The organism is Mycobacterium lepromatosis, from assembly GCF_000975265.2.
Lineage (GTDB): Bacteria > Actinomycetota > Actinomycetes > Mycobacteriales > Mycobacteriaceae > Mycobacterium > Mycobacterium lepromatosis.
In genome coordinates this window covers 2,032,603-2,049,110 of record NZ_CP083405.1, presented here as the reverse complement: position 1 = coordinate 2,049,110, position 16,508 = coordinate 2,032,603, and the positions used below count along the sequence as shown (strand labels likewise).

Here is a 16,508-nt window from a genome sequence, read left to right as displayed (position 1 = left end):
TGTCGTCGCTTCTACCGCACGATATGTGCGAAAAGTGAGCGATACCCTTGGTTCCGCTGCACATTTTGCTCGACGATGTCGATCTGCCCGACGGTGTGGACGATATCCCCGACGACGTGTACGCGCACTACGCCACGACCGTGGCGGCGACTCCGGCTGAACTCTGTGCCGCCTATCAGCAGGCGTTGACTGACAGCGGGGGGTGGTGGCAGTACATATGTTCGTCGGCGCTGTCGGGAACTTGCGCCGTCGCTGAACGGGCTGCGGCCGGCTGGTGGTGACGTAGACGCCGTTGCCGGCCACCGGAAAGCTGTCGGTGGTCACTCGTTCATCGTGGTGTATCGATTAGACAACCTGCGTGGTAGCAGGCGCATCGGTAATGCCAAAGCTTGGTTGGGTACCGCACTGGCGCTTAAGCCGCTGTTGCGTATCGAGGACGGCAAACTTGTTCTGGTCCAACGGGTGCGCACCGCTGGTCAGGTTACGGCCGCGATGATCGATCGGATTTGCGAAGTGATCGGGTGAGCGCCCCGCGGCTCTGGCGGTGCACCACATCGCCAATCCAGCGGGCGCCAGCGAGGTGGCGACCGGTACTGGCGCAGCGCTTGCTAGCGTGCGAACCGGTGATCGTAACGCCCTTGGGTCCGGTGCTGGCGCTGCATGTCGGTGCCGGAGCTGTCGAGGTCTGCGGGGAGCTAACTGGGACTTAGACTCTGCCGGGCAGTGTCTCTGTGCGGATGGACAACTTTTGCGGCCACCAGAACCAGCGGCCCAGCAGTGTGGCGATCGAAGGCACTAGCAACGTGCGCACGATCAGCGGACCAATGCAGACGATGGTACCGAACTGGCTGATAACTTGCAGTTCGCTGTTGAGCATGGCAGTCATAGTGAAGGCGCACACTAGAACCGTGACCGTCACCACCCCACCGGTGCCTGCCATCGATCGGATTATCGCCATCTTGAGTCCGGTGTGGATCTCTTTTTTGAATCGGGAGAACAGAAGTAGGTTGTAGTCGGATCCGACCACCAGAAAGCTGATGACGGACAGCGCCATGACGATCTAGTGGATTTTGCGCCGACGAGGTCCTGCCATACCGGTACAGACAGCCTTAAGGATGCGGCAATTGAGTTGGCCACGGTGCCGACCGATCACCAACGCGGCCACCAGGTGTCGGGTGGGTAGCAGCATGATCATAAAGAGCATCGTGAGCGCCGAGACCACCACGATCATCAGGTCCTATTTGGCGCCGTTGTGTATGTATTTGAAGTTTGCGGCAGTACCTCCGAGGTAACAACCCCTTGGCCTCCGCCAGGGGGATTGTGTCAGTCCCTCTTGTGCGTAGGTTCGCTCCAAAGCGACACGCGAGATTCCTTACGGTGTCATCGGATCGACTTGATGGATAAATGAAAAGCGCTCCGACTTGCCGTCTGGCTACAAGAATATTCGTAGAACCGTCTATGAAGTCCGGGTTATCGAACGCCTCAGGGGGCAAGTAGAAGAAGTCGTCATTCTTGGAGTTGTCGACGCTTTGCCTTATGACGATGGCGGTATCGTTCATAACCTCCATTCGATGAATCATCGCCAAGAAAGTAGCGTAAATCCTTAGCATGAGGACTTTTGTGGTCTTCATTATGTCGATCATCGGCGGAATCAACAGCAGCATCTCGTGTGTGGCCGCGGCAGTGTGCTGGATATCAGCCGTAATGTTATGGAACTGCTTGGCAAGTTGGTCAAATTCATTCAACGAGTCGAATAGGGATAGCAACGAACAACATATGGCTATGTCGAACCAGTGCCTATACCAAAAAATTTCTGATCGGTCATCAGAAGTCGTTTAAATCAGCGATTTGTTTCCGCCAATTATCGGTAATATCTTATGTTTTCGTTGTGATTTTGCACTGTCGTCAGCGGCGTTGAACAGGTCCTGCGTGACGATATACATGCGCTGCATACTGTCGATCATGAACTGCATTTCCTCGACTGTCTCGAGAATGTGGGCCATATCTATCTTTCAGAAAGTTCATATTTTGCATGGTCGTTTGACTCTGTGCTGTTCTGAAACGGCATCAAGCTGTGTTGAACCGGAAATGCCTAGAGGCCTGCTCATGTCTTGAATCATGACGGTTCCCACCACGCGAATGATGTTTTTCACAACTTGATCAAGCACCAGAATGTCGGCCGCATGTCGTAGTTGGCATCGAACATAAGTATGCTCGGGTTCATCCTTGTCTGAGAGAAATGCCGTTCGGCAGCCTGGTAGCCAAAATTGGCCGGGGCTTTGGCGGACAGGTAGTAACCGGTCGTTGCAACTCATCACATATCCCGGTAGCGCGATCAGGGCGATAGCGGTACTGACAGCCAAAATCGGTGCCGATCCGCCGCCACAGCCGGCCTCTGGTCGCTCACTTGCGTTCGAAAAGACCGAAACAACTGCCCGCGAAAATGACAGCCGGACCCAGCGTGAGTCCGGCGAACACCACAGCCAACATTACGATTGCCACTTGAACCCAGGCTAGCTTGGCGAAGCTCGGGCAATACGCTACTTTGGCGATGGCTAAACTTGGCTCTAACACAACCGAGGTCACATTACGAAATGTGATGTGGTATATCGTTTCTTGATCGTAGCTGACTTGATGTGCTTTTGGATACCAGTCGGCGAGGAAGATCCCGTATTCCGTTGCGGCGACGATCGCCAACACATGAGGGTGTTCGCGACGAACGTGGTAAGTCCGAATACGTCGTGGTATACGCGAACCGCGATGACTCTTCGTGACGAAGCCAACGCTATACCGGTTATGAACAACCGGACGAGTGTGGTGGCGATTTAGCGGTAGCCCAGCAGCAACATCATTGCAATGGTGTGCAAGTTAACAGTGTGATTTTTTGGCCAGACTCGCGTTACCCTAATGGTCTTTATGTCATCGCTAGAGCGCGGAGGGACCGGTCACATAGGCCTTTACCTAGCTACGCCATGTTCAGCGTTATCATCGCGAACCGCTGGGCGACTTCGCTGGTTGGCGCCCGCAGATGCCGCTTACTCGATGGGCGGTAATTTTAAGACTGACGGTGTATTGCATCGACGCGGTCCCGGGCAACCACCGACATGATCATCGTCCGCGGCCAACGGCTTCTGAAAAGATGCCAGGGTATGCCTCTACCTAGGTTAGATCATTCCCGACGATCTGCTGGTGCAGTGTTTACCCGGTGCAAAAGCCGTCGACACCGGTCCATTGACGCTTGAACGGATCGTCATCGAGCTCGCCCGACTAGCTGCCGGCCACGACGTGGCGCATTTGCACTCAGGGAATCCGTCTGCTGTATAATGGGTTGATTGAGCAGTGTCGTTGGCTCGACGCACGGGGCATCAGCTATTACATGATGCCTAGTGTGCCTGCTTTCGCTACGGCAGTGGCCGTTCTAAAAAGTGACCTCATCCCCCCGGGAGGGGCAAAGACAGTGCTGTCACTTCTGGTGGCGACCCTGTTGACCTCCATGCCGACGGACGAAGCCTTGTCCAACCTGGCCTGGTCCTTTACCTAGCTTCCACTCAGATCGACGCAATAATCCCGCAGTTGCTGGCCCGAACTCTCCGCAGCTGTTGCTGCTTTCGTGAGCTGGCCGCAGCAGACCATGTTACGCGGTACGCTGGCCGATATCGCCGACCAGATGCATGAGGCCAAGATTATTATAAGCGACTTACTGGCCGCCGAAGGGTTCGCGGACCGCTACCTATATTTGACTGCGCCCTGCAAAAGAGCGCCCATTGATGCGGAAGTTGCTACTGAGCGGCACCTCTGAGGGCAGCGCGCTGGCGAAGGAATTGGACTCTGAGGTTGAGCTCATCAGCTCGCTGGCCGGGTGCCAAACCTGTCACTGCCGGGCGGTGCGGTGCGCATCGGTGGGTTCGGCAACGTCGACAGTTTACGGACTTAGCTGTGTGACGAGGCAATTGACCCCGTCGTCAACACTATTCACCCGTTTACGGCGACCATCACAGCACAAGCTGCCGAGGTGTATCGCGAATTACCCGTGCCCCCATTTGGCGCTAGTTCATTTGCCGTGGTACCCGGGTGACGCTGTCGTTATGGCATCAGACGCTGAGATGTCATAAATAATTGTAGAGCAACACATTCTAGAACTTTTCTCACAAAGGATCGCTCCCGGCGTAAAGGCGTTCACCGACAGTGAGGCATGGTTTTTTGATTTAAATAATTACCGCATCGGACGATGCGTTATTGCTGTGTAATCACCAGGCGCTGCTGTCTCGGGGGTGTATCGCTACGATGATGAATTCTAGCTGCTGCGTGCACACTGCATTGACGCGTTGGTCATCAAAACACAAATAGCGGCGGCGACATGACCTGAGCCAAGTTCAATGCTGCTGCCCTGAATATAACGGTGGGGATAGTGCGGCGGTCGCTGCTACTTGGAAGAGGGCGACAAACATCGGCACCGTCGATGAAGCCACCGAATGGATAGCCCGAATCGAGCAAGCAGAAATTCCTTGCACGGCGAGGAGTAATTAAGGCACGAAGCGATGTTTTGGGTAGTTATTGCGCCCAGCAAGGCCGTTGCCTGGGAAATTGACTTGCTGTGTGTAGCTTCTAGCCGGTCAGGTGGTCGTGCTCGGTGTCGGCCAACAGCGCGTCGCGGGCACGGGCGACGCGGGATCGAATGGTGCCCACCGGGCAACCGCACACCGCGGCGGCATCGGCGTAGGGCAGCCCGAGAAGCTGAGTTAGCAACAGGGCTTCGCGTTGTTCGGCGGCGAGGTTGGCGATCATCGTTTTCACTTCAACGAGGTCTTCGAATCCGCGGGCGTGGCGGTCGGCGTTGAGCATGCGTTCGGGGTAGGCGTCGGAGGTGGTGCGGGGCCGTGTTTGAGCGCGACGGATGTGGTCGGCGACCACCCGGCGCGCAATGGCCAGCAGCCAGGTTCGGCCGCTGGAATGTCCGGAAAATCTCTCGATGGCTCCGATGGCTCGCAGGAACGTCTCCTGAGTCAAGTCGTCGGCATTGCCCACATCCGACAAGTAGGCGACGAACCGCCACACATCTTGCTGGGTGGCTTTGATAAACGCCTCTAGCGCTCGTTTGCTCCCGCGTGCAGCTGCTAAGGCGAGGTCAGTAACGGCCTCGTCGTCGCTAGACGCGATCATAGGGATCCACCTTAAATGCGCGAGCTCAACCGGTCTACGACCAGTTGTCGTAGACCGGTTGATGGCCGCACTGGTCGATTCGTGCAGCAGGTACGTTTCGTTTCGCTTGTTGCCCCGTGGCCGGAGGGGGACGACACCAGCTCGCATCGCCGGTAGTGTGACAGCAGTGTGCGCAGCCAGCAACTATGGGCGAACCTCCGCCGAGACTGGCCATGATCTGCGGTATGCCCGAAACGATGACAGAAAATTGATGTAGTCTTGGTCGTCGAGAGCTGTTGCTGGCCGGTAGCTACGATGGTCCCGTTTATTGCTTGTGCATACGGTCAGACTGGCGGATATGCTGTGTTGACGACAGCTTCAGCGGAAGCGGACTTGGAGATCCGTTTTGCCGAACTGAAGTGTAAAGTATTAGGCTCGCCTTGACGTGTATGTGCCCAACCGGACCAGGAGCCAAGATCGCTTACCGTGCCGATGAACGGTTCGCGTTCTGCTCCACAGTCAAGGGGCCGCTGGCCGCGGTGATTCTACAGACAAATCCGCTGACCCACTTGGACAAGGTGATCAGGTACACTAGGAATGATATTCGGCCGATCTCACCGATCTACCGAGCAACACTTTCAGACTGGAATGGCCATTAGGGCAGTTGTGTGATGCGGTCGTTCGCTATGGCGACAGCACTGCTGCCAATCTTTTGTTGGCCGACCTGGGTGTGCGATTGTTTTCGCTGACTATAAACCTGCCAGCCTAGGGGACACTCTGGGCCGGTTGGGCCAATTGGAGCCGGAGTTGAACCGAGATACGCCCGGAGATGAGCGAGACAGACGACACCTCGTGGGGTGGAGCCGACATCCGGCAGCTTGTTCTCGGCGATGCCTTGTCACCGGACAAGCGCAATATTTGCCGATTGTCTGGTGCGTACCACCACTGGCGCTAAGCGGATTCGGGCGAGATTTCCCGCTAGTTGGTAAAATAGTCGATAAGACCGGGATCGGGTGGATTATGGGTGTGCCAACGACGTTACGGTCATGTGGTCGTCTAGGGGCGTGCTGCGCGTCGTGGCGATCCTGTCCGATCGTTCCTTTGGTGGATATGACACCCAACCAAGTGAAGCGCTGGTTGCCAGTGCGGCCAAAGGTTTTGCCCAGGTTCCCCGTTTAAGTGCCGCAGCTGGGCCACTAACTGGGATAGTGTTGCGAGGTGAATACTCTATCTTCGGAATCGGTTAATTAACAACAGCTTTACTAAGATCCGACGATCATTAGTCAGTGCATGTCGATGTTAGTGGTGTTTAGATCGACTAGCCGAATCATGCGGATATCTTTGTCAGGGAACGGCACAGGGCCGGATACGTCGTGGCCGATCACCACCGGTGTGCCGTGATCCCGATAGGAAAACAGCACCTTCTACATCGTACTCACTTGCCAGGTAAGCGTTTTTGAATCTGGGTTGTAGATGGCCAGCACGCAGTCAGCGGCGAGGTACTCGGTGACCACTTGCCACGGCTTGGAGCCGATCGGACAACGAAATCACCGCGTAGTCATATATCAGCGGAACACTAACCCGGCTGGCGACGGCTTGATCGGTGGTCATTGCCGGAATCACCAGGATCCGCACGCCCAGAAACTGTTTCACCTCTCTCAGAACGACGGTGGCTATCGAGAACACTCCCGGATCACCCTAGGACATCATTGCCACCGCGTGGCCTTGCTCGGTCAGCGCGCACGCGAGTAGCGCACAAGCGGATTAGTCGGTGTTGTCGCTGGATGGCTTTGCTGACCGTCTCGGACTGGGACGCGGCCCAGATAGCAACCATAACCGATTAAATCGGTCAAGGCGACTAGCGTGCGTCGACTCTGCTACGTCATCCAAGCATTGCTGCCGGGCACCAACCCCCCACTGCGGCAGCACCAACTAGCGAGGAGCGTCACTGCAGCCGGGCGCCCGGCAACATGGCCAGAGAGGAGTAAGGAACGCTGGTTTCGTCGACGTCAGCGGCTGGCAGGACGTGCTATCCTTCGGTCCTGGTCCTCTCCGCATAGAAGGCGTCTTAAAATTGCTCGGAATCCGAGAGAAATTCCGGCACAACGTGATACCAACAGACTAGTTTGAAGCACTGCGGCTACGTCGGTGTTAGATGAGTCGGTGGGACAACTCGGTCATCGGCAACGTGCCCGGTAGCACCGTGAGCACTTCGTCACCAGTTACCAGCGGGGTCGCAATGGCCGCCAAGCCGGCGCTCACTGACGTCAATTCTGGCACGACGACGGCGTCGTACCGATGCGTGAGCTGGGCGTGCAAATGCATGTACGAGCTGTAGAACAACGGGTTGCCCTCGGTTAGCAGAGTGACACTGCGACCGGTTTCGAGATACGCCGCAATTCGTCGTGTGGTATCTTTTGCAGAATCTTCTAGCCCACCGAACAGAGCGGCTGGGATGGTTGGTAGCTTCTCGGTGGTCATCGGCCACATCGAGTGATACTCGATGTGGCCTGGCTGCAGGTAAGGCTCGGCGATTGCCCGTGTGATGCTGCTGCCGTGCTGGGCGTTGTGATAGGCCACCACATCGACTGCACCGATCACTCGAGTGGCTTTGACGGTCACTAATTCCGGGTTGCCGGGCCCCAAAGTCGACGCCCTATAAATATTATAATATGCCACGAGTCGTTATTTAGTGGTTGGTCACGATTGCCTTGACGGCCGCTGCCGTAGCGGCAACAGCGGCCGTCAACAATAGGACATCCTGCGCGGGGAAGTCGATAAGCTACTGCTTGGTCGGCGCGGAGCGGACGAATCCGATAGGTTCTCTCAGCACCTTGGAATCCCGTCATCGATCAATTCGAACAGTTGGAACAGCGCGGTGGACTTGTTGTCAATAGTGAGTGCCGTGCCGGCCAGTCGATCACGCACAACTCCACACTGGCCACCGAGCGAGTGGTGTGCCAGCGGGCGGCCAGCTCGTCCGCACGCGGATCGACGATTGGCGCCACTATCTGGTTGCTGGCGGGTAGCCTCCGCGCGATAGTGATCTCTGTGGCTTAGATTGACGAATTGCACAACACTGGGACGGCATTGCGCAAGGCGGCACGGACCCGAGCTACCACGTTGTCGGTGCAGGCAACATGCTTCACGACGCTCACCTGCTCGCAGGTATCGGAACACGACGCGCACGATGTTGGCCGGGAAACGGGTTAGGTCTCATTCGGCCTGGATAACCGCGAACGATTGACGATAGATTCCAGCCGCGTAGCGTAGGTAGTTGAGCACATACTCACCCTCGGGTTTGCTCGGGTGGTGACCCATTGCATCCAGCTTCGCCACGCTGGTGATCGCCACGGATTGTGTCCGCAGCAGCCAGTATCCTTTTCGGAGAAGACCGCGCGGGTATTTTGTGCCCAAGTGGTCAATTTCCGCCGGATGCCTGCAATGCGTCGGCACAGCTACAAGGGGGGCGTTCGAAATGGCGGCGATCGTCGATTACCTGTTCGGTTGGACGCCACCACCGGGATAATTGCCGACTGGATGTATGAACAATTTGCCTAGCGCTACGTGCTGGACTCGGAGAACCGGAAGCGTATGGCGGAGTCCAACCCGTGGGCGTTGCACGGTATGGCCGAACATCTGCTGGAGGTAACCGGCCGTAGCATGTGGGTCGATTCGCAACCGAGCGCCCTCAATCAGTTGCGTAAGGTGCTGTTGGAAACCGAGGGCGATCTGGGCGGTTTGCCGCAGGTAGGTTTGGGGCTGTGACGCCCACATTTGCCGACCTGGCCAAGGCACAGTACATCCTGCTGACCACATTCACCAAGGATGGCCGACCCAAGCCGACTCCCATCTGGGCCGCCGCTGACGGCGACCGGCTGCTAGGTATATCCGCGGAAAAGGCTTGGAAGGTCAAGAGAATCCGCAATACCCCCCGGATTACGCTGGCCACTTGCAACGTACGTGGTTGCGCGACGAGCGAGGCTGTCGATGGTACCGCCACCATCCTCGACAAGTTGCACACGGGCAGCGTCTACGACGCAATCGGCAAGCAGTATGGCATCCAGGGCCGGCTGTTCAACTTCGTCAGCAAGCTGCGCGGTGGTATGCAAAACAATGTCGGTCTCGAGCTCAGAGTGTCTGGAAGTTGACCCCGGCCAGTCGGCAGCGCCGATGAGCACCGGATCGAAGTCCCGATTCCCGCTCGAGACTTCGATCCGGTTTGGGTTGTGGTTAGGTGGGGGGTGAGCGACCAACGGTCACTGGGTGGTTTTGTTACCGAAAGCGGCACGCCCGGGATGGCTGACGACAGCATGGTCACTGGCCAGGGTGCGGGTGTCTGGTCGGTGCTGTCCGGTGTCGGGTTGCCATCCCGGTTATCGGGTTTGCGCCGCGGGCGAATAAGGATGGCCGCCGTGCATATCAAGACATGTTGCGATCGGTTGAGTTACAGAATCTCGCCCGCTGGACCCAGGCCACCGTCGACGGCATCAATGCGTTGCTGCCGCCTGGCGGCCCGGTAGAGTGATCTTGTACGAACGCCGGACACAGCCGTGACGTAGGTTGTGGAGCGCACCGGCTAGCGGCTGACCTGTGTCACACGCTGCTGGGATCCCAACTACTGCCGCATCTACGTCGAGGAGGTGGTCAACCACGCGGGTACAGGTCGGTGCAGTCGGAGGTTATCCGCGCCCTCAAAGGCCCAACGGCTTTCTGTGACGTCATCCGAGAAACGTCGCACTGTTGGCTCAAGACTTCCGGCATGGTGGTGGTGTGGATACGGCGACCGATTCGTGGCCGGTGTTCGTCGTCCACGGCGGCAGTTACTTTTCGGCGCGCTGGCGAGGTGATACTTAACACACCTTCGCGAATATGTTGTTGTTGTTGCGAAGCTGGGCGCTCAACCGGGATAGGCGGCCCGTGCGGCGTCTCAGTCGGTTCGCAGGTACTTGTCGAAGAACGCGAAGACACGGTTCCACGCATCCTCGGTGGCGGCCTGGTTGTAGCCGAAGCCTGTGATACGCAGTAGTGGCTGGCCGGGAAGCTCGTTCGCGAAACTGTGCCCGGCGCCGGGGTAGACCTTGATGTCAGCGGTGATGTGCCGGGTCTGAGTCGCTTGGTGCAATCGCTTGGGTGCGCCAATACCCAGCGGGTCACGGCCGCCAAAGCTCGCCACAATCGGGCATGCTCCGTTCAGCGTCTCACCGAGGTTGCGAGGCAATGGAGTGCCGTAGAACGGCGCAGAGGCGTCAAAACCTTTAGGCGACATAACGAGTGCGAACCGACCGCCCATGCAGAAGCCCGCGATACCGACATGTCCGGAGCATTTCGGCATGGCCAACAGGTAATCGCGGGCAGCCAGAATGTCGTCAATGGCGCGGCCTCGCTTGGTCAGTAGCTCACGTATGACTCGGGTGATGCAACGGGCACGGTTACCGCGTGAGTACAAATTCGGCGTAATCGCCAGGTAGCCCGCCGTGGCGATGTGGTTGTTAGTAGACTCCTTATCGGGTTCGTAGCCGATAGCGTCGTGAATTACAACTACGCCTGGCCATGGCGCAGGACCCGATGGTACGCTCAGAAGCGCATCGATCGGTCCGTCGGGGGTGTCGATCTTAATAGCGCTCATACGTCATCTTCATAGCATCGTGCGTCAGTGTAGCGCTTAGATGTCCTTACAAGGAACTCGAGCGTGTTCTGCCCACATTGGCATCACATGGTGCGGCGGTTGTTCCGCATTTACGTGGTTGTCGAGCTGGCGGCGATCGTTGCGTTGGTGTCGATTATCGGGTTTGGCTGGGCCCTGCTGGTGCTGTGTGACTTCCGTCGTGCTTGGGATGGGGTCTTGTGGGCCTGCTTGGCGGGTCGCAGGTTCGTGCTCGACTGGTGCAACTGCGGTCGAGCCTCGCTGAACCGTGCACCGCATTAAATGACGGCGCGGGGGTTACCGTGGCCACGGTTCTGGTGCTGATTCCCGGATTGACTGCACTTTCTGTGCTTAGTTTCCAGCAACGGGTGCCACTAGTCACAGACACGATAGCACCCGGCGATAGTCACGATTTCATCGAGAGTGAGGTCATTTACGTGGTAGACGTCGAAACGCCGATTTTGCCGCAACATACAACTGTGGGCCCCATGTAGTTTTGCGGTGTGACTCGGACTTCCACCAAGCTGCTGGTGAACGGCTGTGTGTACAGCCCCAACCACACAGATGACCGATGTTGGTGCGTGGTGATGTTGTAGCCCGGCTAGGAAGCGACGACGTCGGTCGCAGCCAGTTTCCGGACGCTTACGTGGAGGATCACGATGGGGTATTCATGGAGCTGGAGTTCGTGGAGAACCGTATTCACCTGAGCGCTACCGGTCTGATACTCAGTGGACTGGATCTATGCCCGGGTGTCTCGTGAACGCACTGCATTCAGATAGTCGCCGATTACACAGTCGCCTACTGGAAGCAGCCGGTGTGGGGGCACAGGTGGTACGAATCGGCGTGACCCAATCACACTGCGCCGGGCACCAACTATCTAGATGCGGTGCTCGGTGAGCGACCCACCTAATCTAGCACGCGTGTACGCGCATTCCGCGTTGGTCTTTACTGGGCTACGGCGGCCGGTTTCGCGGCTCAGCAACCGCTGACCGGCGAACCTTCATCACCTGGTGTGGGCCCGCTGCCCGTGCCCTAACGAAACACCCCGCAGTTAGCCTACGCCCGGCCCGGGACGCTAGCGGCGGCAGCAGGCATCGTCTCGGTTCACGGATGGGCCAGCTCCAACATCGGTGGGCTCGACGGCTGGCTGCAGGTTTGTGTCCCCAATCATGGTGTCGAAGTAATCCGGTTACCTTAGAGCCTGTTGTCGGCGTTCTCACGAACAGCGCAGGTGACGGCGGAGTGTCACATCATCTGCGATGCAGCGGTCGCCGCCTTCGAAAGCGTCGTCGCTGACCTGAGGGTGGGTGCGGTGGCCCGGTGTGGGCACCGTTTGGAGCACATCGATATGGTGACCACGGATCAGGTTGCCAAACTGGGCGCATCGGGGCTGGCATCGTCGGCGTGCAAATGAATTTGATGCGCTCTGGGGGCGGCAACGGCACGCACGCCTTTCACCTTGGTGTAAAGCGGTGCAGCGAACTCAACCCGCTAGCACTGTTAGCATCCCACGGCATGCTCCTTACGCTAGGTTTCGACACCCCGGTAATACGTCTTGGTCCGTGGGTCAGCGTGCAGGCAGCGGTCAATCACTACACTCCTGGACGCGCAGTCTCGGCGCGAGCGGCATTCGCTGGCGCGACCCGAGGTGGCTGGTGGGCAGGTGGTGCCCCCGACGGCAAGATTGGCACCTTGGTTCCTCACAAGCCGGTCTCCTATGCTGTGTGGGACGTCTGGGCCATTGAAATCGGTGCGCCGCGCGACGCCGTCCAGTGCTGGTCTACTGACCGATGTTCGCGGGTGCCCGTTTACCGTGGCTGGGCTCGACCGACGCCGTACCGCATTGCCGCCAAACCGTGCCCTGGGGTGCTGTGATCATGGTTGATGAGATCATCGATATCGACCTAGTCGATGACGGCCCGGTGAACGGAGCCTTGGCTACGGTTGCCGTACCCAGCCGGGTCGTTCAGCTGCGCGCCGCAGTGCGCCACGCACTCGCGAAAATGGGTGCTGCGACGCTAGCATTGATACACGCTAACTGGGCTAAGCTGGTGCCGCGTCTGCCACGGCTGGTTGTCGCGGTGGTGGCTGGTTTGCTGCTTTGCACCAGCTTCCCGTCGCTGAACTGGTGGTGGGCCGCCGTTGTTGCCTTCGCACTGCTGGCTTGGGTCTTAACACACCCAACCACGACACCCGTGGGTGGTCTGGGCTATGGATTTCTGTTCGGGTTGGCGTTCTATCTGCCGTTGTTGTCGTGGATCAGCAGTCTTGTGGGTGCCATGCCCTGGTGGGCACTGGCGATAGCGGCCGCGCTTTTGCCCGGTTTCTTCGGCTTGCTCGCTGTCGTAGTGGGCCCGCTGCCGGGTTGGCCGATCTGGTTTGCGGTGGTGTGGGCGGCGCAGGAGTGGTTGAAGTCGGTCGTTCCCTTCGGTGGCTTTCCCTGGGGGTCGGTGGCCTTCGGCCAAGCCGATGGTCCGTTACTGCCATTGGCTCAACTTGGTGGCGCTCCGCTGCTCTCGATGGCGGTCTTGCTGGTGGGATGTAGCACTACTGCGATCGCATTGGAAGTCGTTAAATGGTGGCGAAGCAGTGGCCGGTCGAGTAAAAGCGATCCACCGCCGGCGGTGGTGCTGCCAGGTGTTTGCATGTGCCTGGTGTTGCTGGCTGCCGTCGTTGTTTGGCCCCAGGTGCGGCACGCGGGTGCGGGATCGGGCGACGAAACTGTGATTACTGTCGCGGCGGTACAGGGCAACGTGCCGCGGCTCGGTCTTGACTTCAACGCGCAACGCCGAGCTGTGTTGGACAACCACGTTCATGAGACGCTGCGACTAGCCGAGGATGTGCGTGCTGGAATCGTCCAGCAACCTCAATTCGTGATCTGGCCCGAGAATGCGTCGGATATCGATCCACTAGTTAATGGCGAAGCCGGGCAAGAGATCGCGGTGGCGGCCGCGGCGATTGGCGCGCCGATCCTGGTAGGCACCGTGCTTGATGCCCCAGGCCCCGTATCACGAGCCCCCGAGTACACCAATACGGTGCTTGTCTGGAATCCTGGCACTGGACCGGCCGATCGCCATGACAAGGAAATTGTGCAGCCGTTCGGCGAGTATTTGCCGATGCCGTGGCTGTTTAAGCGTCTTTCCAGGTATGCCGATCGGGTGAGCCACATCGTGCCCCGCCAAAGCAGTGGTGTCGTGCATATAGGGGGGGTACCTATCGGAGTGACCACCTGCTGGGAAGTGATCTTTGATCGTGCTGCGCGAAAAGCGGTCCTCAATGGAGCCCAATTGCTGGCGGCGCCCACCAACAACGCCACGTTCAACAAAACGATGAGTGAGCAACAGCTGGCCTTCGTCAAAGTCCGGGCCGTGGAACACGACCGATATGCGGTGGTTGCCGGCACTACCGGGATCAGCTCGGTGATCGCACCGAACGGCAGCGAATTGGTCCGCACCGATTTCTTTGCGCCCGCCTATCTGGACATGCAGGTGCGCCTTAAGACGAAGCTGACTCCAGCAACTTGCTGGGGGCTGACCATACAGTGGATCCTAGTCGGAGCGGCTGGAGCGGTCGTACTCGTTGCCATGCGGCACAATAATGGTTTGCGTGCCCGGATCGTTTTAGGTCTAGGGTCACCGGCGAGTATGAAGACTCGGGTGCGTCAGGCGAATGTGAGGGAGGCGTTGACACTCCGCCTGGGGGGATGTCGACCGGCAATCCACCCGAGCCGGGTGGTTACTACACTCCGCTCTATTTATAGGGACGGCCAACAGCAACGTTATTTCGGGCGACACAAAGGAGCTAAATGACCACCGGCCAGCCTGCGCGCCAAATATTGGGTAATCGTCCCAGTCAGTGCGTCCTGGTGATCATCCCCACATTCAACGAGTTGGAGAACCTGCCGGTGACCCATGGGCGACTAAAGGATGCATGCCCAGGGATACATGTGCTCATTGTGGACGACGACAGTCCCGATGGCACTGGCGAACTTGCCGACGAACTCGCACAGGTCGATCCGGGTTGTACCCACGTGATGCACCGTACCACCAAGGATGGTCTGGGCACGGCGTACCTAGCAGGGTTTGCCTGGGGCATGAGTCGGGACTACTCGGTGTTGGTGGAGATGGACGCGGACGGAAGTCATGCGCCCGAACAACTACACCGTTTACTCGATGCCGTCGACGCCGGAGCCGGCCTTGCCATCGGTTCGCGCTATGTCAATGGGGGGACGGTGCGGAACTGGCCGTGGCAGCGCCTGGCTTTGTCTAAAACGGCCAACACATATTCGCGGTTGGCGCTCGGCATCGGCGTTCACGATATCACCGCCGGCTATCGTGCCTATCGTCGCGAAGTGCTCGAGGCAATCGATCTGGACGGTGTGGCCTCAAAGGGCTATTGTTTCCAGGTCGATCTCACTTGGCGCACTGTGAACAGCGGGTTCACCATCATCGAAGTGCCTATTACTTTTACAGAACGTGAGTTTGGTGTGTCTAAAATGAGCGGATCCAACATTCGCGAGGCACTGGTCAGAGTCACTCGATGGGGCATCGATGGACGACTCCAGCGTGCTCGAATAGCGCGTGCGCATAACTCGGTCAGCCGCGGCGGCGGGACCGGATCAAGTCCAGGCGCTCCTTGAGTAGCTCTTCGAGCTCCTCGATGGAGCGGCGCTCCAACAGCATGTCCCAGTGCGTACGTGGGGGCTTGACCTTCTTCTGCTCGGTCAGGCCACCCTCGATCAGGGTGCCTTCCATACCGTTGCGACACAGCCAGGTACCGGGGATATCAGCATCGTCAGCGAAGGGGACCTCGAACTCCTCGCCGTTGTCGGTGCGGTACCGCGCTGTCTGACGTGGCGCTAAATCATGGTTGCGATCGGTCTCGTAGCTCACGGCACCGAGACGACTGCCTCTCAGCACTCGATCAGCCATCGGCGTACTCTCCTTAACCTTAACTAAGTCATAGTGTTTTATAGTGCTGTGAGTTCTTGCCCTTATAGTGCTATAGTGCTCTTGGCTTCTGTGCGGATGGTTCTCTCCGCTTGCCAAACGTTACGAGGATTCGTGTAGTTCCCGTGCTGGCACGTAAGGTCCGCGATGTGACCATCGCAAGGATACCTGGGGTCGCACAATTTAACGGACTAGCGGACTAAAGTCGACAAAGCGTGACGCATCGTTTCCGGCTCCATACCATGCCGCTGGTGTGGTCGAAATGTGACCGATGTCGGGATGGGTCGGCGCCGCCAGGTACTGTCGGCCGTCTTGCCGGCAGCGCGCATACGAGCAAGGGGCCTTGATGAACCGCGGGGAGGCTGGGGCCTTGCCAGCGGATGTCGTCGTGTTGTTGACTGACTTGTTGGACCGCGTGTATCAGGTGCGGTGCGCAGCTGAGGCTGTTACCATAGCACTCTATGAAGAAGCCGGCGCGATCGAACTGTGTGATGTGTTGATCCGGGCTGCCAGGGCCGCCGACTTGTGGATGTCTAATATACCTGGCCTCGCGATTTTGCGGCGGCGTTGGCACTGCGGCAATTTGATGCATGAAAACTGAGAGTATCCGACGTTTTGAAATCCTGCCGGAGTTGGCCATACTCACCAGCGACATTCTTGGGTCAGAGAGCAGAACGAGCTGGTCGAAAATCAATAACAGTCGAAAAAACAACGACGTCGCTTCATGCAGCACCATTTGTGACTCGGCGAGGACCGCATTCGGCGTTTAGAGA

Annotated in this window: 11 protein-coding genes and 8 pseudogenes; 13 read left to right on the top strand and 6 right to left on the bottom strand. The window is 58.1% G+C overall.

Going from position 1 to position 16,508, the window contains the following annotated elements:
• The first annotated feature begins 41 nt into the window (after positions 1 to 41).
• Positions 42 to 710: pseudogene (locus MLPF_RS09770) on the top strand (DegV family protein).
• On the opposite strand, the pseudogene MLPF_RS16375 reads toward MLPF_RS09770, so the two are convergent.
• A pseudogene (locus tag MLPF_RS16375) lies at positions 696 to 2,961 on the bottom strand (MMPL family transporter); the annotation flags it as partial. The pseudogenes MLPF_RS09770 and MLPF_RS16375 overlap by 15 nt on opposite strands.
• Positions 2,962 to 3,061: 100 nt before the next feature.
• Here MLPF_RS16375 and MLPF_RS09750 point away from each other — a divergent pair.
• Positions 3,062 to 3,799 (top strand): annotated as a pseudogene (locus MLPF_RS09750) (SAM-dependent methyltransferase).
• Between the two features lie 806 nt (positions 3,800 to 4,605).
• Here the strand turns inward: MLPF_RS09750 and sigC are convergent.
• Positions 4,606 to 5,160, bottom strand: coding sequence for an RNA polymerase sigma factor SigC (gene sigC, locus MLPF_RS09745; RefSeq protein WP_045843184.1), 555 nt, complete (start codon positions 5,158 to 5,160; stop codon positions 4,606 to 4,608).
• A 272-nt stretch (positions 5,161 to 5,432) separates the two neighbouring features.
• Between sigC and bla the strand changes: the two are divergent.
• Positions 5,433 to 6,308: pseudogene (bla, locus tag MLPF_RS09740) on the top strand (class A beta-lactamase); the annotation flags it as partial.
• 27 nt (positions 6,309 to 6,335) lie between these two features.
• Here the strand turns inward: bla and MLPF_RS09735 are convergent.
• Together MLPF_RS09735 and MLPF_RS17615 are read right to left on the bottom strand one after the other, a co-directional pair.
• Positions 6,336 to 7,818 (bottom strand): annotated as a pseudogene (locus MLPF_RS09735) (SAM-dependent methyltransferase).
• A gap of 72 nt (positions 7,819 to 7,890) precedes the next feature.
• A pseudogene (locus MLPF_RS17615) lies at positions 7,891 to 8,424 on the bottom strand (precorrin-8X methylmutase); the annotation flags it as partial.
• Between the two features lie 93 nt (positions 8,425 to 8,517).
• Here MLPF_RS17615 and MLPF_RS09730 point away from each other — a divergent pair.
• Together MLPF_RS09730 and MLPF_RS09725 are read left to right on the top strand one after the other, a co-directional pair.
• Positions 8,518 to 8,907, top strand: a pseudogene (locus MLPF_RS09730) (cobaltochelatase subunit CobN); the annotation flags it as partial.
• Positions 8,904 to 9,290: a PPOX class F420-dependent oxidoreductase gene (locus MLPF_RS09725; protein ID WP_045843160.1), complete on the top strand. Its 387-nt coding sequence runs from the start codon at positions 8,904 to 8,906 to the stop codon at positions 9,288 to 9,290. The pseudogene MLPF_RS09730 and the gene MLPF_RS09725, both read left to right, overlap by 4 nt.
• 779 nt (positions 9,291 to 10,069) lie before the next feature.
• Here MLPF_RS09725 and MLPF_RS09720 read toward each other — a convergent pair.
• On the bottom strand, positions 10,070 to 10,768 hold the full coding sequence (locus tag MLPF_RS09720; protein ID WP_045843159.1) for a dienelactone hydrolase family protein: 699 nt from the start codon (positions 10,766 to 10,768) through the stop codon (positions 10,070 to 10,072).
• 63 nt (positions 10,769 to 10,831) lie between these two features.
• Here MLPF_RS09720 and MLPF_RS17610 point away from each other — a divergent pair, with 63 nt between their 5' ends.
• The 7 genes from MLPF_RS17610 (at position 10,832) to MLPF_RS17585 (ending at position 15,425) form a co-directional block, all read left to right on the top strand.
• Positions 10,832 to 11,068 carry a hypothetical protein gene (locus MLPF_RS17610; protein ID WP_236685037.1) on the top strand — a complete coding sequence of 79 codons (237 nt, stop codon included), beginning with the start codon at positions 10,832 to 10,834 and terminating at the stop codon, positions 11,066 to 11,068.
• 20 nt (positions 11,069 to 11,088) lie between these two features.
• Positions 11,089 to 11,280, top strand: a complete 192-nt coding sequence (locus MLPF_RS17605) for a hypothetical protein (protein ID WP_050039129.1) — start codon at positions 11,089 to 11,091, stop codon at positions 11,278 to 11,280.
• A gap of 83 nt (positions 11,281 to 11,363) precedes the next feature.
• Positions 11,364 to 11,546: a hypothetical protein gene (locus MLPF_RS17600; RefSeq protein WP_237755985.1), complete on the top strand. Its 183-nt coding sequence runs from the start codon at positions 11,364 to 11,366 to the stop codon at positions 11,544 to 11,546.
• Positions 11,547 to 11,990: 444 nt separating this feature from the next.
• Positions 11,991 to 12,200: a hypothetical protein gene (locus tag MLPF_RS17595; protein ID WP_236685035.1), complete on the top strand. Its 210-nt coding sequence runs from the start codon at positions 11,991 to 11,993 to the stop codon at positions 12,198 to 12,200.
• Positions 12,197 to 12,661, top strand: a complete 465-nt coding sequence (locus MLPF_RS17590; RefSeq protein ID WP_236685034.1) for an amidohydrolase family protein — start codon at positions 12,197 to 12,199, stop codon at positions 12,659 to 12,661. The genes MLPF_RS17595 and MLPF_RS17590 overlap by 4 nt, the downstream gene beginning before the upstream one ends.
• 2 nt (positions 12,662 to 12,663) lie before the next feature.
• Entirely contained in the window at positions 12,664 to 14,595 is a 1,932-nt protein-coding gene (lnt, locus tag MLPF_RS09690) for an apolipoprotein N-acyltransferase (protein WP_045843183.1), read from the top strand.
• A complete protein-coding gene (locus tag MLPF_RS17585) occupies positions 14,592 to 15,425 on the top strand; it encodes a polyprenol monophosphomannose synthase (RefSeq protein WP_045843158.1) in 834 nt (277 codons plus the stop codon). The genes lnt and MLPF_RS17585 overlap by 4 nt, the downstream gene beginning before the upstream one ends.
• Here the strand turns inward: MLPF_RS17585 and rbpA are convergent.
• A complete protein-coding gene (gene rbpA, locus MLPF_RS09685) occupies positions 15,382 to 15,717 on the bottom strand; it encodes an RNA polymerase-binding protein RbpA (protein ID WP_045843157.1) in 336 nt (111 codons plus the stop codon). The genes MLPF_RS17585 and rbpA overlap by 44 nt on opposite strands.
• Positions 15,718 to 15,957: 240 nt before the next feature.
• On the opposite strand from rbpA, the pseudogene MLPF_RS09680 reads away from it, so the two are divergent.
• A pseudogene (locus tag MLPF_RS09680) lies at positions 15,958 to 16,336 on the top strand (hypothetical protein).
• Positions 16,337 to 16,508: the final 172 nt, after the last annotated feature.

Coding starts and splice junctions, on each gene's coding strand:
- sigC (WP_045843184.1), bottom strand. CDS start 5,160: ATGATCGCGTCTAGCGACGACGAGGCCGTTACTGACCTCGCCTTAGCA.
- MLPF_RS09720 (WP_045843159.1), bottom strand. CDS start 10,768: ATGAGCGCTATTAAGATCGACACCCCCGACGGACCGATCGATGCGCTT.
- MLPF_RS17590 (WP_236685034.1), top strand. CDS start 12,197: ATGAATTTGATGCGCTCTGGGGGCGGCAACGGCACGCACGCCTTTCAC.
- lnt (WP_045843183.1), top strand. CDS start 12,664: ATGGTTGATGAGATCATCGATATCGACCTAGTCGATGACGGCCCGGTG.
- MLPF_RS17585 (WP_045843158.1), top strand. CDS start 14,592: ATGACCACCGGCCAGCCTGCGCGCCAAATATTGGGTAATCGTCCCAGT.
- rbpA (WP_045843157.1), bottom strand. CDS start 15,717: ATGGCTGATCGAGTGCTGAGAGGCAGTCGTCTCGGTGCCGTGAGCTAC.